This is a genomic window from Rhodococcus sp. 1R11 (assembly GCF_004563845.1).
Taxonomy (GTDB): Bacteria; Actinomycetota; Actinomycetes; order Mycobacteriales; family Mycobacteriaceae; genus Rhodococcoides.
This window is the reverse complement of sequence record NZ_SPNG01000014.1, coordinates 34,128-56,002: the sequence shown is the minus strand read 5'-3', so window position 1 is coordinate 56,002 and position 21,875 is coordinate 34,128. Positions and strand designations below refer to the sequence as shown.

The 21,875-nt window shown below is 65.4% G+C and carries 17 protein-coding genes; 4 read left to right on the top strand and 13 right to left on the bottom strand.

Annotation, left to right across the window (positions count from 1 at the left end; all coding sequences use genetic code 11):
* Positions 1–2: 2 nt before the first annotated feature.
* The 6 genes from E4P29_RS21680 to E4P29_RS21655 form a co-directional block, all read right to left on the bottom strand.
* Positions 3–917, bottom strand: a complete 915-nt coding sequence (locus tag E4P29_RS21680; protein WP_135047168.1) for a 3-methyladenine DNA glycosylase — start codon at positions 915–917, stop codon at positions 3–5.
* Positions 918–2,039 carry a hemolysin family protein gene (locus tag E4P29_RS21675; protein ID WP_135047167.1) on the bottom strand — a complete coding sequence of 374 codons (1,122 nt, stop codon included), beginning with the start codon at positions 2,037–2,039 and terminating at the stop codon, positions 918–920.
* Positions 2,032–3,411 (bottom strand): hemolysin family protein, encoded by a 1,380-nt coding sequence (locus tag E4P29_RS21670; RefSeq protein ID WP_135047166.1) that lies wholly within the window; start codon positions 3,409–3,411, stop codon positions 2,032–2,034. Before E4P29_RS21670 ends, E4P29_RS21675 begins: the two co-directional genes overlap by 8 nt.
* Positions 3,412–3,743: 332 nt before the next feature.
* A complete protein-coding gene (locus E4P29_RS21665) occupies positions 3,744–5,180 on the bottom strand; it encodes a GuaB1 family IMP dehydrogenase-related protein (protein ID WP_027497156.1) in 1,437 nt (478 codons plus the stop codon).
* An 11-nt stretch (positions 5,181–5,191) separates the two neighbouring features.
* Positions 5,192–6,091, bottom strand: coding sequence for a DMT family transporter (locus E4P29_RS21660; protein WP_135047165.1), 900 nt, complete (start codon positions 6,089–6,091; stop codon positions 5,192–5,194).
* Positions 6,088–7,416, bottom strand: coding sequence for a DEAD/DEAH box helicase (locus tag E4P29_RS21655; RefSeq protein WP_135047164.1), 1,329 nt, complete (start codon positions 7,414–7,416; stop codon positions 6,088–6,090). Before E4P29_RS21655 ends, E4P29_RS21660 begins: the two co-directional genes overlap by 4 nt.
* A 144-nt stretch (positions 7,417–7,560) precedes the next feature.
* On the opposite strand from E4P29_RS21655, the gene E4P29_RS21650 reads away from it, so the two are divergent.
* Positions 7,561–8,031, top strand: coding sequence for a DUF4262 domain-containing protein (locus tag E4P29_RS21650; RefSeq protein WP_135047226.1), 471 nt, complete (start codon positions 7,561–7,563; stop codon positions 8,029–8,031).
* Positions 8,032–8,101: 70 nt separating this feature from the next.
* Here E4P29_RS21650 and gndA read toward each other — a convergent pair whose 3' ends face one another.
* The 4 genes from gndA to E4P29_RS21630 all read right to left on the bottom strand — a co-directional run bounded on the left by gndA (position 8,102) and on the right by E4P29_RS21630 (position 13,158).
* On the bottom strand, positions 8,102–9,553 hold the full coding sequence (gene gndA / locus E4P29_RS21645; protein ID WP_135047163.1) for an NADP-dependent phosphogluconate dehydrogenase: 1,452 nt from the start codon (positions 9,551–9,553) through the stop codon (positions 8,102–8,104).
* A 164-nt stretch (positions 9,554–9,717) separates the two neighbouring features.
* Positions 9,718–11,379: a DEAD/DEAH box helicase gene (locus E4P29_RS21640; protein WP_167735580.1), complete on the bottom strand. Its 1,662-nt coding sequence runs from the start codon at positions 11,377–11,379 to the stop codon at positions 9,718–9,720.
* Between the two features lie 382 nt (positions 11,380–11,761).
* A complete protein-coding gene (locus E4P29_RS21635; protein ID WP_135047161.1) occupies positions 11,762–12,718 on the bottom strand; it encodes a M56 family metallopeptidase in 957 nt (318 codons plus the stop codon).
* A 23-nt stretch (positions 12,719–12,741) separates the two neighbouring features.
* Positions 12,742–13,158: a BlaI/MecI/CopY family transcriptional regulator gene (locus E4P29_RS21630; RefSeq protein WP_135047160.1), complete on the bottom strand. Its 417-nt coding sequence runs from the start codon at positions 13,156–13,158 to the stop codon at positions 12,742–12,744.
* Positions 13,159–13,352: 194 nt separating this feature from the next.
* On the opposite strand from E4P29_RS21630, the gene E4P29_RS21625 reads away from it, so the two are divergent.
* Positions 13,353–14,654 (top strand): alpha/beta hydrolase-fold protein, encoded by a 1,302-nt coding sequence (locus E4P29_RS21625; RefSeq protein ID WP_135047159.1) that lies wholly within the window; start codon positions 13,353–13,355, stop codon positions 14,652–14,654.
* A gap of 101 nt (positions 14,655–14,755) precedes the next feature.
* Positions 14,756–17,278: a DUF2156 domain-containing protein gene (locus E4P29_RS21620; protein WP_245154451.1), complete on the top strand. Its 2,523-nt coding sequence runs from the start codon at positions 14,756–14,758 to the stop codon at positions 17,276–17,278.
* Between the two features lie 9 nt (positions 17,279–17,287).
* Here the strand turns inward: E4P29_RS21620 and E4P29_RS21615 are convergent, their stop codons facing one another.
* Genes E4P29_RS21615 through E4P29_RS21605 form a run of 3 tightly spaced genes read right to left on the bottom strand, consistent with a single transcriptional unit; the run spans position 17,288 to position 20,723 of the window.
* Complete coding sequence (locus E4P29_RS21615) at positions 17,288–18,157, bottom strand: ABC transporter ATP-binding protein (RefSeq protein WP_135047157.1); 870 nt, start codon at positions 18,155–18,157, stop codon at positions 17,288–17,290.
* Entirely contained in the window at positions 18,154–19,251 is a 1,098-nt protein-coding gene (locus E4P29_RS21610; RefSeq protein WP_135047156.1) for an iron chelate uptake ABC transporter family permease subunit, read from the bottom strand. The genes E4P29_RS21615 and E4P29_RS21610 overlap by 4 nt, the downstream gene beginning before the upstream one ends.
* On the bottom strand, positions 19,248–20,723 hold the full coding sequence (locus tag E4P29_RS21605; RefSeq protein ID WP_135047155.1) for an iron chelate uptake ABC transporter family permease subunit: 1,476 nt from the start codon (positions 20,721–20,723) through the stop codon (positions 19,248–19,250). The genes E4P29_RS21610 and E4P29_RS21605 overlap by 4 nt, the downstream gene beginning before the upstream one ends.
* A gap of 221 nt (positions 20,724–20,944) precedes the next feature.
* On the opposite strand from E4P29_RS21605, the gene E4P29_RS21600 reads away from it, so the two are divergent.
* Positions 20,945–21,667, top strand: coding sequence for a hypothetical protein (locus E4P29_RS21600; protein WP_245154450.1), 723 nt, complete (start codon positions 20,945–20,947; stop codon positions 21,665–21,667).
* The last annotated feature ends 208 nt before the right edge of the window (positions 21,668–21,875 follow it).

The window sequence follows — 21,875 nt, the reverse complement described above, 5'->3', positions numbered from 1 at the left end:
TGTTACTCGGCGGTAGGTCCGACGCCGAACCCGCCGCCGGTGAGCAGATTTCGACACCGATCCACCAGTGCCGAGCGTAGGGGAGCTGCCTTTTCCGACAGTTCTCCCTGAGCGCGAACGTACTCTGCTCGTCCAGCCGCAGTTTCGATTCGGATGGGATCGAGATGGTACTCGCTCAGGTCGTACGGACTTGCGCGCATATCGATCGTCCGAGCCTCCAACGCCAACTCGAAACAGTCGGTCACGAACTCGGAGTCGATCAGCGGACCCAATTTGTAGCACCACTTGTACAGATCCATCGACGCGTGTATGCAACCGGGCTGCTCGGACCCCATGCGCGACTCCGGGGACAACGCGAGTGCGTTACGCGGTACTGCATCCTCGGTGAAGAAGCGGTAGGCGTCGTAATGAGTGCACCGCAACGTCATCGAGTCCACCACGGCGTCGGTTCCCTCGTGACCGAGTCGCAGCGGGACCTGGCTGTGCCGCACTGCCGAGTCGCCGCCGCGGTAGACCATCGCCCATTCGTGCAGACCGAAGCAGCCGAGCAGGGGCGGTCGCTCCCGCGTAGCCGACAGCAGACCCAGAACGAACTCGATGCTGGGCCGGCGTCGCTCGAGCAGATCCGACCGCACCCTGAAGCCTGGACCGTCTGCAGTCTCGACCTGTTCGTACGAGGCGAACTCGGCGAAGTCACGCGCCCGATCGCCAGTCAGAACCGTGCCGTGGCCGGGGTTCCATCGGCGCAGCTGACCCGGGCGGTGGCTGTAGTAGGTGAACAGGAAATCCACCACCGGATGCACATTGCCGTGTCCTCGATCGACCAGATAGCTGCCGACGAGGTTCTCGACCCGCGCCGAGTGTGCGTCTCGCCGGACAGTCCACTCCGCCTCGGTCAGCGTTGCCGATTCGCCCATTCAGACGTTCCGCGGGGGACCGGCAGGTGCGGACTGACCGGGTCGGGGACCGGCAACACGGTGTGTCCCGTCTCGAACGGTGCCCACGAACTCCTCGACCAGATCCTCGAGCGCGACGATGCCGACCGTGGCGCCGGTCGCATCGTGCACGGCACCGAGGTGGCTGCTGGCGCGGCGCAGCTTCGTCAGCGCGTCGTCCAGCACGGTGTCGATGGACACCACGGGCAGGGCCCTGACGTCGCTGCGGGGAATGACGGTCTCCGGGCCGGCCGAATCGTCGGCCATGTCGTCGAGCACATCTTTCAGGTGCAGATAGCCCACCAGGGAACCGCTGGCATCACGTACCGGGTACCGGGAGAACCCGGTTTCGATGACCGCCCGTTCGACCGAACCGAGGGTCGGACCGAGAGTGTGATCCGGCCCGGACAGCTCGATACTCCGAACCTGATGCGAGGGAATCAAAACCTCGGCCACCGTTCGGCCCGATGTCTCGAGAGCCTGGCGCAGTCTGCGATGTTCCTCGGCGTCGATCAGTCCTTCCGAGCGCGATTCGCCGATCATCTGCGACAGCTCCACCGCCGACACCGACGAACTCAATTCGTCCTTGGGCTCGATCCGAAGCATGCGCAGCGTCAGGTTGGCACACAGGTTGTAGAACGAGATCAGGGGCAACGCCACCTTGATGAACATCAGGTGGATGGGCACGAGCACCATGGCAGTGTTTTCCGGGCCGGCGATGGCAATGTTCTTGGGCACCATCTCGCCGACGAGAATGTGCAGAACGACGACGACGGTCAGCGCTATGGCGAAGGCGATCGGGTGCAGGAACGAGCCGGGGATGCCGACGAGTTCCAAAGGCACCTCGATCAGGTGCGCGACCGCGGGTTCGGCGACGCGGCCGAGCAGAATCGAGCAGATCGTGATGCCGAGCTGTGCCGCGGCAAGCATCTGCGACAGATTCTGACCGGCCTCGATGACGCTCTGCGCTCGCTTCTTACCCTGTGCCAGCAATGCTTCGAGACGATCGCGGCGAGCTGAGATCAGTGCGAACTCGGCACCGACGAAGAAGGCGTTTCCGGCCAGCAGCAGTACTGCCAGGCCTACCCCGAGGAAGTCACCCATCGACCTCACCGTCCGATCGCAGACGCGCTAGTGCTTCTGCATCGACCGGGAGGATCAGGACACGATCGATTCGGCGGCCGTCCATTCGGATCACGCGCGCCATCCACCCGCCGTCGCCGTCGAGGACGTCATCCGTCGCCGGGGACGGTAGAAGCACGGCGTCCCCTTCTGTGGGAATCCGGCCGAGTTGCATCAATACCAGGCCCCCGATGGTTTCGTATTCGCCTTCCGGGGCCGAATAGCCCGTCGCCGACGCAACCTCGTCGATACGAAGCAACCCTGCACAGTCCCAGCCGTCGCCCGAACGAGCAACATCCAGTTCCGGCTCGTCGTGTTCGTCGCGCACGTCGCCGACGATCTCCTCGATCAGATCTTCCATCGTCACCATGCCTGCGGTGCCGCCGTACTCGTCCACCACGAGAGCCACCTGCATTCCGTCGGCTCGAACCCGTTCCATCACAGCGTCGCCGTCCAGGCTCGACGGAACGACCGGAACGTCGCGCGCCAGGGACTCGACAGTGGTGGACCGGCGGTCCGCCCCCGCCACCGTGAACGCATGCTTGATGTGTACGACGCCGACAGTGTCGTCCAGGTCACCGTCGACCACCGGGAACCGAGAGAAGCCCGTTCGCGCAGCGGTTTCGATCAGGTCGGCCACAGTCGCGTCGGTGGCGAGAGTCTCGATCTTGACCCGCGGAGTCATCAGTTCCTCGGCGGTGCGGTCGCCGAACTGCAACGAGCGGTCGACCAGTCGTGCGGTGTTCTCGTCGATCGAGCCCTGCTGTGCCGATGTTCGGACCAGCGATCCGAGCTCCTGCGGTGATCTCGCCGAACGCAGTTCCTCGGCCGGTTCGATGCCGAGCCGTCGGACGAGCCAGTTGGCGGACCCGTTGAGCCCGTTGATCGCCCATTTGAAGATCAAGGAGAACCCGGCCATCGCTCCTGCTGTGATCCGCGCGGTCGACATCGGTTTCGCAATGGCGATGTTCTTGGGGACCAGTTCACCGAAGATCATCGAGAACGACGTGGCCAAGATCAGAGCGACGGCGAGCGAGATGCCCGACGCGAGAGAGTCCGAGGCACCCAGCGCGGTGGTCACCGGCCTGATGAACCCTGCCAATACCGGCTCCGCGAGATAACCGGTGATGAGTGTGGTGATCGTGATGCCCAGCTGCGCGCCCGACAGCTGGAAAGACAGCGTCTTGTGAGCATGCAGAACCTGGCGCGAGCGTAGGTCGCCGTTCTCGGCCTGGGACTCGACCGCACTGCGCTCGAGAGCAGTGAGGGAGAACTCGGCCGCGACGAAGAGGGCAGTACCTGCCGTCAGGGCCACGAAGCCGATAAGGCTGACGATGGTGACAAGAGTGGCCACAGGTCAACGCCGCCGAAGTTGAGAGAGCAGTACCGCTCCGCTCGTATGCGGGGACCTGTCGAAATCGGTGTCGCCGGGTTTCTCTCCCGGCTCGATAGAGGATCCCTCCGATGTGGAACCGTCGTCGTGCTGCTCCGCAGTTGCCGAACCGGCAACCGAAATAGTGGGTGCCTCGGGCACCTGATTCCCTTCTGTCTGGTTCGCCTTGCGGCACACCGGCGGTGGGCCGACGCGTCGTCGCACCGCGCCGAGTCGTCCTTGTCGTCTCGGCGCGGGCAACGACAGCGAACGTCGTCGAACTCGTAGTGGGTGAGTCTAACCGTGTCGGTGCGTTACCACCCGGACGGCAGGGGGCGCCCTTCGGCAAATCCTGCGGCCGACTGGACCCCGAGGACCGCTCGTTCAGCCAACTCGGGCAGGGAACGGGCCCCGGCATAGGTGCATGTGCTGCGCACACCTGCGCAGATGTGATCGATCAGGTCCTCGACGCCGGGCCGATCCGGATCCAGTCGCATCCGGGAACTGGAGATCCCTTCCTCGAACAACGCCTTGCGGGCACGGTCGAAGGCCCCGTCGGTGGCAGTACGCGCAGCGACGGCGCGCTTGGACGCCATGCCGAAGCTCTCCTTGTATCGGTTGCCCGCCGCGTCGACGCGGAGGTCTCCGGGAGATTCGTAGGTTCCCGCGAACCAGGATCCGATCATGACGTTGGCGGCACCGGCAGCGAGCGCGAGCGCGACGTCGCGAGGATGGCGAACACCGCCGTCGGCCCAGACCGACGCACCGAGTTCGGCCGCGGCAGCCGAACAGTCGGCCACGGCCGAGAACTGCGGCCGACCCACGCCGGTCATCATGCGAGTGGTGCACATGGCCCCGGGGCCGACACCGACCTTGACGATGTCCGCACCCGCGGCCACCAGGTCACGGGTGCCCTGAGCGGAAACGACGTTGCCGGCGGCGAGCGGTACGCCGAGATCGAGCGAACGCACTTCGGCCAACGCTTCGAGCATTTTCTGTTGGTGCCCGTGGGCGGTATCCATCACCAGGACGTCGGCACCGGCCTCGACCAGTGCCGTCGCCTTCTTCGCCACGTCGCCGTTGATGCCGACCGCGGCAGCGATCCGCAGCCGTCCCGACGCGTCGACGGCAGGAGCGTAGATGCCGGTGCGGACGGCACCGGTGTTCGTCACCACACCGGCCAACGAACCGTCGTCCTCGACGACGATCGCGAGCTGGGCGTGGGCGGCCTCCATCAGCTCGAAGACCTCTTTGGGTGAGGCGTTGCGGGCCACCCGCACGAAGTCGGTCGCGGCCACCGAGCTGAGCCGAGCGAAGCGATCGACGTCCGCGCAGGCGCTCTCGGTGACGACACCGACGGGCTTGCCGTGCTCGACGATCACGACGGATCCATGAGCGCGCTTGTGCACCAGGGCGAGAGCATCGGACACCGAGGCGTTGGGCCCGAGAACGACCGGTGTGTCGGCCACGAGATCCCTGCTCTTGACGAACGCAACGGTTTCGGCGACGGCCTCGGTCGGCAGGTCCTGCGGAATGACGGCAATGGCACCGCGTCGTGCGACGGTCTCGGCCATCCGCCGACCCGATACTGCGGTCATGTTCGACACGACGATCGGAATGGTCGTTCCCGACCCGTCGACCGTACTGAGGTCCACGTCGAAACGAGAAGTGACATCGGTCCGGTTCGGGACGAGGAAGACGTCGTCGTAGGTGAGATCGTAGGGCGGCTGGTGACCATCGAGGAACTGCACGTTGATCGAGACTACCGGTCGGATGGACTTCCTGGGTTCGACGCCCCGTCCCGAGCGGTCGGTTCGGACGCGTTCGCAGCCTGCGTACGCGACAGCAGGACCGTCGTGACGATCATGACGGCCACGGCCACGACGATGACTGTCAGGGCTGCGCCCTCGGTTCTTATTCGCTCGTTCAGGACAGTGACTCCGACGAACGCCGCGCCGAGTGGTTCACAGATCGTCACGGCCGGCATCGACGCCGACAGCGGACCCACCTGGAATGCACGCTGCTGCAGGTAGAAGCCGACGACGCCGGATCCGATCAGCGTGTAGGTCTGCCAGGCCGTCAGCGCCTCGCCCGGGTTACCGTCGACGAGGTCGGTGACGTTCTTGGTCAGCGCAGCGGCCAGGCCGAACAACAATCCTCCCGCTGCACCGAGCAGTAGTGCCCGAACTCCCGGCGAGGTGAGCAGCAATCCGCCCGCGGCGGCGCAGCCGACCACGACGGCCACCGCGATCAGTGGAACGAGCCACTGCACGAAAGGCGCGTCGGTATTGCCCTCGCTCGGATCGCCCACCACGATGAAGACGGCAAGTGCCGCGGCCATCGCCACGGCGAGCGCCCAGGTGGTGGCGGGCAGTGTTCTCCCGACCAGCTTTGCCGACATCGGGAGGGCGAACAGCAGTGCTGTCACCAGCAGAGGTTGAACGATCAGCACCGAGCCGACCCACAGCGCGGCGATCTGAACCGCATAGCCACCGCCGTCTCCGAGGACGCCGACCCACCACCGCGGGCTGCGCACCAGTGCCGAAACGAGGGATTCACCTTCGGGGACGGACGCGGCCGCGCTCTGTTGCGCGACCGACGCGCAAGCGAACAGGAACGCCGAAATCAGCGCGAGTACGACCGCCGGCCAGGACGCGGTCACCCGCGTCGTCCTCTGCTACCGCCACTCCGCCGGCTCCCGGTGCCATCGCTCCGCCCACGCCTGCCCGGGGTACCCGTCCGGCCCGCACCACGCGCAGTTCGGGGGTCGGCCGCAGCACCGCTCGTCGTCGGTACCGGGGCAGGTAGCGGTCGACCGATCGGGGCGCGTGCGCCCGTCGGTCGACGCCACGCGGACTGGTCCAGATCGGTATCGACGACCGTGGCGGCAACTCCGGCCTCGTCGGCCATCGATCGGACGCGATCCAATTGGTCGTCCGTTGCCAGCGTCACGACGGTTCCGCGGGCACCGGCACGTGCAGTGCGTCCGGCGCGGTGCAGGTAATCCTTGAAATCGACCGGGGGATCGACGTGAACCACGAGCGTCACGTCGTCGACATGAACACCGCGGGCTGCCACGTCGGTTGCGATGAGAGCCACGGACGTTCCCTCGCCGAAGGCCGCAAGCGATCGGGTGCGGTGCGCCTGAGTCTTGTTGCCGTGCAACGACGATACCGGCACACCCAGCGCGAGGCACTCGTCGGTGAGTCGATCGACGGCATGGGTGGTCCGTAGGAACAGAAGTGTCTTTCCGTCGCGGTTGGCAAGCGCGGCAGCGACTTCGGTCTTTCGGGCCGCGTCGATTCGGAAGACGAAATGGGTCATGTCGGGTTCGCTGACGGCTGCCGCAGTGGAGTGCACAGCGGGGTCTTTCAGAAACTTCTCGACCAGCCCGTCGACCTCGCCGTCCAGCGTCGCGGAGAACAGCATCCTCTGACCGCGTGCCGGGGTGGCGGCGAGCAGTGACTCGACCTGAGGGAGGAAACCCATGTCCACCATGCGATCTGCTTCGTCGATGACGGTGACCTCGACATGCTCGAGTGTGATCGAGCGTCGTTGGAGGAGATCGATGAGCCGGCCGGGAGTCGCGACGACGATGTCGACTCCGCGCTGAATATCTCGGACGTTGCGTTCGAGCGGAACACCTCCGACGACGCCGACGGTTCGAAGTCCGAAGGTGGCACCGTGGATGTCGAGTACTTCACGAATCTGCAGTGCCAGTTCCCGCGTGGGGGCGAGAATCAACCCACGCGGTGCCGCAGGTGCGCTTCGCTTGCCGGCAAGGTGGACGAGAATCGGCAGTGAGAACGCCAGGGTCTTACCCGAGCCCGTGGGTGCGCGCCCGAGGACGTCCCGCCCGGCAAGGGCATCGGGGATCGCTGCGACCTGAATGGGAAACGGGTCGCGAGCACCTGCATTCCTGAGGGAGTGCACCAGAACGACGGGGAGACCGAGGTCTGCGAACGATCGAGTGGATTGACCCGGCATGGAGCTGACCTTACCGCCGGATAGACGACGCGCTCGACCGTTCTTGTCGGTACCGCACGCAATACTTGTCCTAGAACGTGAGTTCGAATGGAGTTCGAGACGCAATCTCCGCAGGGGTGGTTGCACGGCGAAGGTGGGGGAGTCATGTGCAAGATGTGCCGAGGGTTCGGCGTCGACAATCACATCGATGACGTGAGGGCAACGATCGAGACATTCGGGTGGGCGCTGCAGTACGTGGAATCGGAGGTCGATCGAGACGGAATTCATCCCGCGTTCTGCTACACGGTCGGTCTCACCGACCTGGGCAGTCCAGAAATCGTCGTGACGGGACGCGGGCCACGTGAATCCTCGATGATCCTGAACGCGCTGGGGACATCGGTGGCGTCGGGGATGTTGGACATCGAATCCGGAATCGGTTGTGCAGCAGCAGGATTCGATCTTCTGGCCATCGACGTACCGGATTGTGCGGACATCCTGTACGTCGCCTCCGACGTGTACGGCACGGGACGCTTCAGCGCCGTACAAGCCGTCTGGAGGGACCTCGAAGGTGCACTGCCATGGGAGGGAATTCCGTCGACGGTGGTGCAACCGATACTCGGTCCGGTGCCCTTCTGAGCGAGCGAGGACCGATCACACCGGTGGCACCGCACGAATGTACGCGCGGTGCCACCGGCGGGGACCGATGTCAGGCTTCGATCTCGGAGCGATCTCCACTCCACAGAGTGTGGAACTTGCCCTCGGAATCGGTGCGCTCGTAGGTGTGCGCACCGAAGAAGTCGCGCTGTCCCTGTGTCAAGGCTGCGGGCAGACGCTCGGCACGCAACGCGTCGTAGTACGAGAGCGAGGATGCGAACGCGGGCACCGGGATGCCGAGCGACGCAGCCGTGATGACGACGCGCCGCCAACTGTCGATCGCGTTCTCGATGGCGTCGCGGAAGTACGGCGCCAGGATGAGGCTCGGTAGTTCGGCGTTGTCGTCGTACGCGTCCTTGATGCGGTTCAGGAATCGCGCCCGAATGATGCAGCCACCACGCCAGATCGTGGCGAGATCGCCCGGATGCAGATTCCAATCGTATTCGGCGCTACCCGCCGCGATCTGATCGAAGCCCTGTGCGTAGGCGACGATCTTCGACGCGTACAGCGCCCGGCTGATGTCGTGGGTGAACTGCTCGGCATCGGTCGGCTTGTCGGCCAATGTTCCCGATGCGAGGCCGACAGCGGCCTTGCGCTGGGCCCGCGATCCCGACAGAGCCCGTGCGAACACTGCCTCGGCGATGCCGGTCACGGGCACTCCGAGATCGAGTGCCGCCTTGACGGTCCATCGACCGGTGCCCTTCTGCTCGGCAGCATCGACGATCACATCGACCAGTGGCTGCCCGGTCTTCGCGTCGACCTGGCGGAGGACCTCCGCAGTGATCTCGACGAGGTAGCTCTCCAGATCGCCCTTGTTCCACTCGGTGAAGACGTCTGCAACCTGCGCAGGCGAGTACCCGAGCGCGTCGCGAAAGAGGTTGTACGCCTCGCCGATGAGCTGCATATCGGCGTATTCGATGCCGTTGTGCACCATCTTGACGAAGTGGCCGGAGCCGTCGGGCCCGATGTGCGTGCAGCACGGCGTGCCGTCCACCTGCGCAGCGATGGACTCGAGCAACGGTCCCAATGCCTTGTAGGACTCGGCCGGACCACCCGGCATGATCGACGGGCCGTTGAGCGCGCCCTCTTCGCCGCCGGAAATACCGGCACCGACGAAGAGCAGACCGCGGTCCTTCATGGCCGCCTCGCGGCGGATCGTGTCGGTGTAGAGCGCGTTGCCGCCGTCGATGATGATGTCGCCTTCTTCCATCACACCGGCGAGTTCCTCGATCACCGCATCGGTCGGGTCGCCTGCCTTCACCATGATGAGCACGCGCCGCGGCTTCGCAAGCGCGGCCACGAACTCCTCGATGGTCTCGGTACGGATGAAGTTGCCTTCGGTACCGTGCTCGGCGATCAACGCGTCGGTTTTCGCGATACTGCGGTTGTGCAACGCGACAGTGTGCCCGTGGTGGGCGAAGTTACGCGCGATGTTGGAGCCCATGACGGCGAGTCCGGTGACTCCGATCTGAGCCAGTTCTATCTCTTTTGCTGCTGAGGTCATACAGACAGCTTTCCTTGCCGCGCGATTTCGCGCGAGCCAACCCCCTGGGTCGGGTGCGACGCCGGCCCACACGACGAAAAAGGTGCCGCATTCGCGAAGAATGCGGCACCTCGGGGTTCGAGCGACGAAGCCCGTCGAATCAGGACTTCGCCTCGAACGATCGATCAGTGGCTGCGTGCAGGCCCGTCGAAACCGTCGTACGAACGACGCTCGGTGCGGCTACGGAACCCACCCGACCGGTTCTCGTCCTGGCGCGGGGCAGAGGCGGGACGACGGTTGTCCGAGCCACGGTTGTCCGAGCCGCGACCTTCGTAGCCGCGACTCTCGGAGCCGCGGTACGAGCTCGAGTCGGAGCGACGCGGGCGGTCGCCCTGGTAGCCGCCTTCGCTGCGCGGGTTGGATCCCTGGTAGCCGCCGGTGCGGGGGCTCGATCCTTGGTAGCCGGTGCGGGGACGGTCGCCCTGGTAGCCGCCTTCGCTGCGCGGGTTGGATCCCTGGTAGCCGCCGGTGCGAGGGCTCGATCCTTGGTAGCCGGTGCGGGGACGGTCACCTTGGTAGCCGCCTTCGCTGCGCGGGTTGGATCCCTGGTAGCCACCGCTGCGGGGGTTGGACCCCTGGTAGCCACCGGTGCGCGGGCGGCTGTTGCGATCACGCGGGGTGGATTCTGCACGCAACGGCTCACCGGTCGGCTTCTTGGCGCCGGTGATGCTGTTGAGTTCGGCCGAACCGGGGGAGACGTTGACCGCGGTGGCCTTGACGCCGGCCATCCCGGTCAAACGCAGAACCTGACGACGCTGGTTGGGGAGCACGATCGCGACGACGGTGCCCTTTTCTCCAGCGCGTGCCGTACGGCCGGCGCGGTGCAGGTAGTCCTTGTGGTCGGCGGGCGGATCGACGTGCACGACCAGGTCGATTCCGTCGACGTGAATTCCGCGCGCCGCGACGTCGGTGGCGACGAGCACAGGAGTGCGACCGTTCTTGAATCGCTCGAGTACTCGGGTGCGCTGGTTCTGTGCCTTGCCGCCGTGCAGCGACTCTGCAGCGATGCCGAGGGCGCGCAGGCGATCGGTGATGCCGTCGCAGCCCAGCTTGGTGCGCGCGAACATGATGGTGCGGCCGCCTTCACGGGCACCGATTTCCGAGAGCACCAGATCCTTCTGGCCGCGGTCGACCATGAGGACGTAGTGGTCCATGGTTCGGACGCTGGCCTTGCCGTCCTGGGTGGAGTGCTCGACGTGGTCGGGCAGGAACTGGCGAACCAGTGACTGGACCTCGCGGTCGAGGGTGGCCGAGAACAGCATCCGCTGTCCGTCTGCAGGTGTATCGGCGAGTACGGCGCGCACCTCGGGCAGGAAGCCCATGTCGGCCATCTGATCGGCCTCGTCGAGCGCGGTGATCTCGATGGAGTCGAGGATGCAGGTGCCCTGACGCAGGTGATCTGCCAGTCGTCCCGGAGTGGCGACCAACACGTCGACTCCGCGGCGAAGCTGCTCGACCTGCTTGTTGAACGGGGTACCGCCGACGGCAGGCATGACCCGGAGGCCCTGTGCGTTGGCGTAGGGAGCGAGTGACTCGACTACCTGGAACGCGAGTTCGCGGGTCGGAACCAGTACGAGTGAACGCGGGCGCTTGGCGGCCGGTCGATCGGTGTGCAGCGACAGGCGCTGCAGAATCGGCAGGCCGAAGGCGAGGGTCTTGCCCGAACCTGTCTGCGCGCGACCGAGGACGTTCTTGCCGGCGATGGCGTCGGGAAGCGCCTTCTCCTGGATGGGGGACGGCACGGTGATCGAGTTACGAGCGAGAGCCGCGACGACGGCCTCGGGCAGACCGAGCTCGGCGAAGGTGAACGCCGGAGCCGCTGCGGGCGTCGGTACGGCCGTCGAGTCGGACTCGGGGGAAACGGTGGTATTGGAAACAGCGTTGGTCACGCAGTAAAGCCTCTCCGGATTGCGGGCACGCCAATAAGCCCGAAGCTGAGAGACCCGACGAGAAGGGAAACACGAAAAACAGCCAGAACACATTGATACGAGCCAGGGCACTGTCACCTGGCCATCGGTACGCAGGTCGAACCTGCATAAAGTGGGGCTGTTTGTGCCATTTCGATTGCTAGGTCGCGATGGCGACCGAGTTCTACTGTACGGGACGTACCGCCATTTGTTCACCCGGATGGGTGTGACCTGCGTGACCCCCCTACGTGGTGGCCCGCAATCAGCCGAGAAGCCTGCTCAGCTCCTCGAGCCACGGCATCGCGACGTAGATGGTCGGCAGCACGAGTATGACGACGGCGGCCAGATATGCCACGGCGGCGATCCGGACGTCGCTGCCCGGCCCGCTCAACCGCTGGACGCGAATGAGCGTGTGCGGTCCGCCGGCCGCCATGGCACCCCGCGGTGCGGTGGATCCGGCACACGTCACGAGTGCGCGAGCGAGAGGGGTGGGTCCGGTGACCTTGACCGCCGTGTCATCGGCCAGCAGCTCGACCAACAACTGAACGCTGCTCAGGGCGGACTTGCTACGAACGATTCTTGGGAACGCCTCGTTGACCGCGGTGAACGCTTCCAGCACGAGGTCGTGACGGGATCGTAGGTGTGATCGCTCGTGGCTGAGGATCGCGGTCACCTCCGCCTCGGAGAGGCTGGCGAGCGTTCCGCGGCTCAGCACCACCCGCTGCCGTAGTCCGGGCAGGCAATACGCAATCGGTTCCGCCGCGTCCAGAACCCGGATGTCTGCATCACGCAGGCCCCTGAACGGATTGTCGCTCTTGTCGGTCCGGTCGAGCAGATCGACCAACATGCGATGACGGGAGCGGCGACGGCGGGTACGCACCGCCACCTGAGCCACCGAGAACATCAGTTTCGCTCCGATGCCCAGCGTGATCGCGAGCACCACCACGTACAAGGTCCACAGAGGCAGGCCCAAGGCGTCGATTTCGTCGGTCGGAGCCGTGGTCGGTCGACCGTCGGGGCCCGGCACGAGCAGTAATCCGCCGATTGCGAGGCCGGAACTGAAGGCCGACAGCACGGCTGCGAGGGCGATGGCCTGCCACAGCACCAGAGCAGCGCGAGGCGACCGGTACGGCCAGCTCGCACGGGCGAGCATTGCCGGCACAGGCCCAGCCAGGATCAGCGCGAGTATTGCGAATACCAGCGCAGTGGTGGAGTTCATGTCCTCACTTACTACGAGGAGCCTCAGTCCGTCGGACGGCCTTCTGCAGCAGAAGGTGACTCTCTCGTCGATTGTGCCACTTCCAGCGCCGCGAGTGCTTCACGGAGGGCAGCGGCCTCATCTGCTCCGACCTGCCCCACGAAGTGCACGAGGGCAGCTGCGCGACCGCCCGAGGCCGGGGCCTGGGACAGCGCGTCGACCATCAGGCTTGCCACCAACTCGTCGCGGCCATGGACCGGGGCGTAGCGGTGCGCTCGGTCGTCGCGCTGCTGGACGACCAGACTCTTCTTCGCCAGACGCTGCAGGACCGTCATCACGGTCGTGTAGGCGAGTTCACGATGAGTCGCAAGGGCCTCGTGGACCTGACGAACGGTCTGCGGCTCCGTCGACTCCCACAGATGGTCCATTACTGCGCGTTCCAATTCACCAAGGCCAGCCATTCCTCCGAGTCTACGGCCAGTCCGACGCGGATGCGTACTACTCGTAGTAGTAACTGTCGTCCGGATGCTGTGGTCTCGGTCATAGCCGGGGTCGAGCGGCATCGGCGGGTCGTGACCGTGAGCGGGTGGGTACGCCTATTCTGTCGAGAGTTGGTGCCGCTGGGCCGAGTCGGAAAGATGAGTGGAGACCTCGCGTGAAGTGGTTCGATTCGCTGTCGTTGCTCGATGGGCCACTGCCGGTGATCGTGTCCGTGCTCGGCGCGGCCGGTGGACTGTGGTTGCTGGTCTCGAAGTCGCGTCGGTACGCCAGGCGTGCGCTGCCGATCGCCACCACCGCGGCGATCGTCGTCACGGCCATCGGCTACCTGCTGGTCGAGAAGGTGTGGCGTCCGTTCCCCGATCCGATCGAGATCTCGATCTACGTGTGGATCGGGGTGGGCGTGGCGGCCCTGTTCGCGCTCGTACCGCGCGCGATCGCGGCCCGCGGCGTGTTCGGCACCGTGGTGTCTGTGCTGGCGGCGGTCCTCGTGGTGGCAACGTCTGCTCTGCACGTCAACCTCGAATTCGATGCGTATCCGACCGTGGGAAATGCGCTCGGTGTCGAGTCGGCCGAGCGCATAGCGTTCTCGGACGTACCGCCTGCGGTCTCCGACACCGTCACCGGCACACCGCTGGAATCCGCCTGGTCCGCACCAGCCGACCTGCCTACCGCCGGCCGAGTCACCTCCGCCACCATTCCTGCCACCGCGTCGAACTTCACGGCGCGAGACGCCCAGATCTACCTACCGCCGGCCTATTTCGCCGACCCCCGTCCGCTTCTTCCTGTCCTCGTACTGCTCGCCGGCCAGCCCGGCGCACCCGAGGACTGGTTCAACGGGGGCAAGCTCGCCGAGACCATGGACAATTTCGCGCGTGAGAATGCCGGTCTGGCACCGGTGGTGGTCGTGGCCGACGGCACCGGCTCGTCCATCGCCAATCCGCTCTGCGTGAATTCGACACTCGGCAACGCGGCCACCTACCTCGCACGTGACGTTCCCGATTGGATCGACAACTCCCTGCAGGTGGATCGCAACCGTGCTCATTGGGCGATCGGCGGATTGTCCTACGGCGGAACGTGCTCGATACAGATGGCCACCAATCATCCCGAGGTCTATCCCACGTTTCTCGACCTGTCGGGTCAGCGCGAGCCGACCCTCGGCGATCGAGATCGAACCGTACAGCAGGCCTTCGGCGGCAACACGGCAGCGTTCACCGCGATCAACCCTCTCGACCTGCTGAAATCGCGTCGATACCCGGACTCTGCCGGTATTTTCGTCGTGGGGTCCGAGGACAAGGACTACCGACCGGGCCAGCAGGAGATGTACGACGCGGCGAAGGCCGCTGGAATGGATGTGCAGTACGTGGAGGTACCAGGGGGACACAGCTTCGCGGTGTGGTCCGAAGGCTTACGTCGAGAACTACCGTGGCTGGCTACGAGAACAGGACTGACGTCGTGAACACCGACGAGTCGGCGCGTCCGACCGAAGCGATCGATGCTGCGTCTCCGACGTGGATGTCCGAGAAGGTGGCCGTCGTGAGATCCGCCGCCAAGGCGACGATGCGGCAGTCGCGGCGGTTGTGGTCGCTGATCCTGTTCGGTGCCGTGGGTGCCCCGGTCAGCTTCACATTGCTCGCCGTGGTCTGGCTCTCGGGCATCTATGCCGTCGTGTCCGACGGCCGTGGTCAGGTCGACAGATACTTCGCAGTAGGCATCGTCCCGTTCGAGCACTGGCATCTCTGGACGCCGTTGACTTCGGGCCTGGCAGCGCCGAATATCGCGGGCTGCGTGGTGGCGACCGTTGCGGTGCTCCTCGCTGCTGCTCCGATCGAACGCCGTATCGGTTCCCGTCGGTTCGCGGTAGCCGCGTTCGTGACGCAGGTTGCGGGGTCGCTGTTCGGTCTCGGCCTGGCCGTGCTGGCTAAGACGGTCGACGAGGATTGGGGTTTCCGCCTGCACGTGGGTACCGCCGTGGGCCCGACGACATGGGTCTTCGGAGTTGTGCTGGTCGCCACGTCGCGTATGGACACGCTGTGGCGCAGGCGAATTCGCGTCGGAGTGCTGGCCCTGCTGGTGACCCTGGCCCTGTTCGGCGGGCATCTGCAGGACGTCGTTCGGTTGGCGGCAGCGGTCATCGGGCTGATCGTGGGACCGTGGATTGTCGGTCGCTCGGCCCGCGGTCCGAGATTGGCGGGAACGCAGCGTGAAGGACGTGTGCTGGTTGCACTGATCGTCGCTGCCAGTGCCCTCGGACCGGTGTTGGCGGCCTTGAGCCCCAACGCCGTGGGGCCGTTCGCGGTACTTCGCGACGTGGTACGCGGTGTGCCGTACACAGCTGCCGAGGTTCGTGAGATCTGCGCCGATTCCACGACCGACCCGGTGGAATGCCGCCGCGGGCTGCTCGACCTCAGGCTGGGCGGAGTCGGGCCGACGATCCTGAGCATCATGCCCTCGCTGTTCCTGTTGGTGGTCAGTGACGGTTTGCGCCGCGGTCGACGGTTCGCGTGGGCGATGGCAGTGGTCTCGCAGGTTGTTCTGCTCGCGCTGTCGGTGGCGAACTACGCCATCCGATTCCTCGAAGCCGGTGACGACGAATCCCTGTTCTACGGGCTGGAATCTCCCACTGCCTACCGCACTGCCGTGCCCTTCCTTCTGCCCCTGATCGTCCTGCTGGTCCTGATCGTCACTCGGAAGTTCTTCGACGTGTCGGCACCGGCTGGCACGTACAGACGCTGGGCAGCGTCCGTCGTGGCCGCCGTGGTAGGACTCGGGCTGATCTACTCGATCGGCGGCTATCTCGGTCGCGGCGGTTTCGCCGACTCGCCGTCCTTCGGCGGACTGCTGATCGATTTCCCGCAGAGGCTGGTTCCGCCGGTCTATCTGCAGTGGCTCGAGCCCGCCCTTCTACCCCAGAGCATCCCGACGACCCTGCTGTTCGAGTGGACCGGCGTCGTGTTCTGGGTCGTGGTGTGCGTGCTCACGATCAGCACCTTCCTCACACCGGTGTACGGCCCGGAAACCGATGCCACCGAACGGGCTCGCAGCGTGCTCATGTCGAGCAGCGGCTCGGCACTGTCGTGGATGACGACCTGGCGCGGAAACAAGTACTGGTTCAGCGCCGACGGCCGCAGCTACGTGGCGTATCGCGTCATCTCCGGCGTGGCTTTGACCACCGGTGACCCTGTCGGGCCGCGAGAATCGTTGCGAGACAACGTCGTCGAGTTCGCCGAGTTCGCGTCGAAGAACGGGTGGATTCCGTGTTTCTACTCCGTCACCCCGGCCGTCCGGCGTATCACCGATTCTCTCGGATGGGGTGGTATCCAGGTCGGTGAGGAGACCGTGCTCGACCTGGACGGGATTGCGTTCACCGGCAAGCGTTTCCAGGATGTTCGTACTGCGCTCAACCGAGCGAAGAAGGCAGGCGTCGTTGCGGAGTGGATTCGGTTTCCCACCGCTCCTCTGGCCATCACCGATCAGATCACCGCGATCTCCGAGGAGTGGGTAGCAGACAAGGGGATGCCGGAGATGGGCTTCACCCTCGGCGGACTCGAGGAGGTCGACGACGAGAACGTGCGATGCCTGATCGCCGTCGACGAGCACCGAACCGTTCACGGGGTCACGTCGTGGATGCCCGTCTACGAGGACGGAGTCATCGTCGGGTGGACGCTCGATTTCATGCGGAGACGGTCGGAAGGTTTTCGGCCGACGATGGAATTTCTCATTGCCTCTGCCGCCCTGCTCCTCGAGCAGGAGGGGGCCAGGTTCCTGAGCCTGTCCGGTGCACCTCTGGCCAAAGTCGACGAGAAGCAGCCCGAGCACGTGTCCAGTGCCGAGCAGTCGACGCTGTCCGGCTTGCTCGAACGGTTGCTCGATGTACTCGGGCGCACCCTCGAACCCGTCTACGGGTTCCGGTCGCTGCTGGCGTTCAAATCCAAGTTCCAGCCGCGCTACGAACCGATGCACATGACGTTCGCCGATCCTGCCGCGCTGCCCAGCATCGGCAACGCAATCGGCCGGGCCTACCTGCCCGACGTGTCGATCGGTCAGGGCTTCAAGCTCGTCCGAACGATGATCGAGCGGTGACGGTCTGCGTCAGACGGCCTGCGAGTCCGGTGTCCCGGAACGCCTGTCCGATTTCACCGGACCACCGACCGACCCGTACACGTGGCGGGTCCCGATCGGAACGATGAGAGGGCGATCCGACATGGGATCGTCGATCACGGCTGCCTCGAGTCCGAACACGTCGAGCAGGAGTTCCTCTGAGATGACGTCCTGAGGGCGACCGGACGTGACGATGGTTCCCTGCTTCATGACGATCAGCTGGTCGCTGTACCGAAGTGCGAGGTTGAGATCATGCAACACCATGACGATGGTGCGGCCGAGCTCCTCGTGCAGTCGATCGACGAGGTCGAGCACCTCGATGGAGTGGGCGAGGTCGAGGTAGGTGGTCGGCTCGTCCAACAGCAGGATGTCGGTGCCCTGCGCCAGCGCCATCGAGATCCAGGCGCGCTGTCGTTGACCACCCGACAGCTCGTCGACAGGACGGTCGGCGAGGTCGCCGACGCCGGTGAGTTCGAGTGCGTTGGCCACTTCGGCCTCGTCGTCCGAGCTCCACTGCCTGATCCACGACTGGTGGGGGTGGCGACCACGTGAGACCAGATCGGCGACGGTCAGTCCTTCCGGAGCCGTGGGTGCCTGCGGCAGCATGCCCAGGGTTCGCGCGACCTCCTTGGTCTTCATCGAGGAGATCGCCCGGCCGTCGAGCATCACGCTTCCGGCCTTGGGCTTGAGCAGGCGTCCGAGCGACCGCAACAGGGTCGACTTGCCGCAGCCGTTCGGGCCGATGACGGTGGTGATCACTCCGGTGTGAATTGCCAGGTCGAGGTGCTCGACGATCGTCCGGTCGCCGTAACCGAGGCTGAGATCGTCTGCGACCAAACGCGAGGCGTGGCTGATTGTCATACGGAAGCCTTTCGATTACTGCGCACGAGAAGGTACAGAAGGAACGGTCCACCGAGCGCAGAGGTGACGATGCCGACCGGCAGTTCCACCGGCAGGATCGTGCGGGCGATCAGATCACTGGCCACCACGAGCAGTCCGCCCAGCAATGCCGAGGCGATGATCGGCGGTCCAGGGGTTCGGAGCAGCCGCACCGCGATCTGTGGGGCTGCCAACGCGACGAACGCGATGGGTCCGGCCGCAGCCGTGGCAACGGCAGCGAGCGCGACGGCGGCAAGCAACATCACCGCCTGGCTGTGCTGCAACCGCACACCGAGTGATCGCGCGTTGTCGTCGCCCAGACGCAGTGCTCCGAGCGTGAACGTCGACACGATGGTTGCACCCCCGACGACGACGACGGCCACTGCCACCGGCCATACCGTCGACCAGTTGGCTCCGTTCAGAGAACCGTTGAGCCAGACCTGCGCACGCGACACGTCGTTGATGTCGGCACTGATCAGCAACCACCCGATCACGGCAGTGAGCATGGCGTTGACGGCGATTCCCACCAGGATGAAGCGAAAGCCGTCGACGCCTTTCCGCCAGGCGAGCGAGTAGATGGCTATCGCGGTCAGCACGCCGCCGATCAACGCTGCCAGTGGCAGACCGAGGGTGGCGAGCAGACCGCTGAAGGTACCGCCGCCGCCCAGCACGATCAGCGCGACGGCTGCGGCACTGGCACCGGCGGTGATGCCGAGAATGTCGGGGCTCGCGAGTGCGTTTCGAGAGATGGATTGCGTGATCGCCCCGGAGATACCCAGGGCTGCTCCGACGAGCAAGCCAGTCAACGACCGGGGCAGGCGTAGGTCCATGACGATGAACCGTTCGATCCGCGTTCCGCCGCCGAGCAGGACGTCGAGCACCTGGGGGATCGACAGCGGAAAGTCGCCGCGGCCGATGTTGACACACATGACGAGAATCAATGCGGCAGCCACGAGGACGGTGGTGACGACCATCAGTGGACGGCGGACGAGGGACACCCGGCCCAGGCGAACGCCGGGCCGCGCGGGCACGGTGCCGGGGCTGGCCGGTGTGGGGGACCGGAGTTCGGCGGTCACAGGCTCGCCAACTTTCTGCGGCGTACGAGTGCGATGAAGAACGGCGCGCCGAAGAGGGCGAGGACGATGCCCACCTGCAACTCGCCCGGGCGCACCACGACGCGTCCGATGACGTCGGCAATCATCAGCATCACGCCGCCCATGAGGCCGGCGTACGGCACGAGCCAGCGGTAGTCGGGTCCGGTCACCGCTCGGGCGATGTGCGGAACGACGAGGCCGACGAAGGCGATGGGCCCGCAAGCAGCAGTGGCCGCTCCGGTCAACAGAGTGATGGCCAGGATGCCGACCGTTCGGGTGACCGCGATGTTCGTTCCGAGGGATCGCGCGACGTCCTCGCCCAGGCTCATGACGTTCAGGCCCGGGGTGCTGGCGAGTGCGATCAGTACACCGAGAATCAGGAAGGGTAGAACCTGCCACAGCACGTCGAGCCCCCGGCCTGCGGCCGATCCGACCACCCAGAAGCGGTAGCCGTCCAGGCTCGTCTGGTCGAGCAACACCACGGCATTGGTCATCGCGGACAGGAAGAACGCGACGCCTGCGCCCGCCAAGGCGAGGTTGATCGGACTCGATCTGCCCGATCCGATGGACGACAGACCGAAGACCACGACGCTCGCCACCGCCGAACCGGCGAACGCGAACCACAGGTATTGGCTCGGTGAGGTGAACCGAAACAGATAGATGGCCATGACGACGAAGAACGCCGCGCCGGAATTGAGGCCGAGCAGGCTGGCATCGGCCAGCGGGTTGCGGGTGTGTCCCTGGATGAGGGCACCGGCGATGCCGAGGGCAATCCCGACCACCAACGCCAGCACCGTTCGGGGAACGCGCAGTGTCCGGACGATAATGTCGGTGTCCGTGCCGGTCGAATCGATCAGCGCATGGGCGATCTCGGCGAACGTCAGCGGCCGGGCACCGATGGCGATGCTCGCGAAGATGCCGGCGGCCAGAGCGACGACCAACACTGCCAAGCCGAGTAGTCTGCGACGGCGAATGGCGGCAACCGAACCATCCTTGGGAATGGGCTCGAAATCATCTGCTGCAGCCGTCTTTTCGCGAACGACCTCCGAAGTGGACCGCCCGATGCCGAACTGGCGAAGCAGAGCTCGACGGACACCGACAGGCCCGGTGGTGTCGGTGTCGCGGAGCGTCAGACTCATCCACCGTCTACCTGTGCTCTGCCCATCGTTGCCATCGCGGTAGCCGCGGTTCCAGACGAACAGGGCGACGGCCACCGACAGTGAAATGGCTCCGAATACGACACGGTCGGCCTGGCCACCGCCGTTGTCGTCGCGAAGGGCGTCGACGATCGACCATCCGATGAACAACGGCACGAGCACGATCAGCGCGTCGATCCCTGCCGCAGCGATGCGTGTACTCCACGGTGCGGGCCCGGTCGGCACGTCCTCGGTCCCGTATCGCTCGTCGGGCGAGCGACGCGAGCCGTGGGGGCCGAGTAGCGGAGCTGTGGTCACTGGGTCGTGACTCCTCGCTGGATCGAAGGGACAGGGTTTAGGTTACGGAACCCTTCCTCTCCGTGCGACACGAGGTAAGGGTAGCGGTGCCTGACTCGGCAGCCTGATCTGGTTAGGCTAACCTACATCCATTGGTCGACGGTGGGACGAGTTCACCGGTCACGAACAGAAGGAGCGTTCAGGTGTCAGTTGCAACTGCCGCATTCACGGGCTGGGCCGATGTGCACCGATTCTCGGACCGATCCGGTGGGCGAGCTCTGTTGGCCGAGTCGTGTTCCACTCTGCGCGCGCTCAATCCCGACTATCCGCGAATGTACGCGGTGGCCGCCATGGCCGACGAGGGCAAGCGCCGTTGGTGGCAGCTGTCGGTCGGTCTCGACGACGGCCGGGTCGAGCAGATGTACCGCCGTTCGCTCGAGGATCTCGATGTGCCGCACGCTGCGGCAGTGCAGGTGGCGACTGCGCTGATTCATGCTGTGGTGGGGCGGGTTGCAGCCCTGCTCGTGCTCGAGGCGCGTGCCTGGGATCCGGGTATCGACAACCTGTGGATCCATATGGACAGCGACGGCGGAATCGATTGGGCGGGTGTTGCATCCCCGATCTTGCGAGTGCTGCCCGAAGATTCAGCAGCCGGCGAGCCCGGAACCGTGACGTTGCCCTGTGAGCAGGCTCTTCTCGTCTGGACCGCGCATCGGTGCCTGACGTCCCTCGGGTCGGTCTATCGCGCGATCAGTGAGCGGGCTCCTCTGGATGCTCGCGTCTTCTGGGCGTTGGTGGGTGACGCAATCCTCGGCGCTTCGACTTACGTCCCGATTTTGGCCGGGACCGGCCCATCCGCCGCAACACGGCGCGGCCAGTTACTGCTCGACGCGATGGTCGCTGCCGGAGCGCCCGTGCGATCGAGAGTCGGAGTTCCGGGCAAACAACGGCTGCGCGCATCATGAAGGCCTTGCGTCAGAACTGAGGTTTGCCTATGCTAATTTCATACCAACGGACCGCGCCGGAGTCCTGAGGGCTGCAGTGACTCCCGGTCCTTGCCACGGTGGGCCTCTCGTTCGACTCGAACGAGAGGCCCACCGATTTTCTCGGGCGGAGTGTCGTGTATTTCTGGTCATGGGTCGACTGCAGTCGGCGAACATTCTCAGTACGCGA

Excerpts from the sequence above, each read along its gene's own strand:
- E4P29_RS21615 (WP_135047157.1), bottom strand. The coding sequence starts at position 18,157 with ATGACAATCAGCCACGCCTCGCGTTTGGTCGCAGACGATCTCAGCCTC.
- gndA (WP_135047163.1), bottom strand. The coding sequence starts at position 9,553 with ATGACCTCAGCAGCAAAAGAGATAGAACTGGCTCAGATCGGAGTCACC.
- E4P29_RS21675 (WP_135047167.1), bottom strand. The coding sequence starts at position 2,039 with ATGGGTGACTTCCTCGGGGTAGGCCTGGCAGTACTGCTGCTGGCCGGA.
- E4P29_RS21650 (WP_135047226.1), top strand. The coding sequence starts at position 7,561 with ATGTGCAAGATGTGCCGAGGGTTCGGCGTCGACAATCACATCGATGAC.
- E4P29_RS21680 (WP_135047168.1), bottom strand. The coding sequence starts at position 917 with ATGGGCGAATCGGCAACGCTGACCGAGGCGGAGTGGACTGTCCGGCGA.
- E4P29_RS21635 (WP_135047161.1), bottom strand. The coding sequence starts at position 12,718 with ATGAACTCCACCACTGCGCTGGTATTCGCAATACTCGCGCTGATCCTG.
- E4P29_RS21620 (WP_245154451.1), top strand. The coding sequence starts at position 14,756 with ATGCGGCAGTCGCGGCGGTTGTGGTCGCTGATCCTGTTCGGTGCCGTG.
- E4P29_RS21655 (WP_135047164.1), bottom strand. The coding sequence starts at position 7,416 with ATGCCGGGTCAATCCACTCGATCGTTCGCAGACCTCGGTCTCCCCGTC.
- E4P29_RS21630 (WP_135047160.1), bottom strand. The coding sequence starts at position 13,158 with ATGGCTGGCCTTGGTGAATTGGAACGCGCAGTAATGGACCATCTGTGG.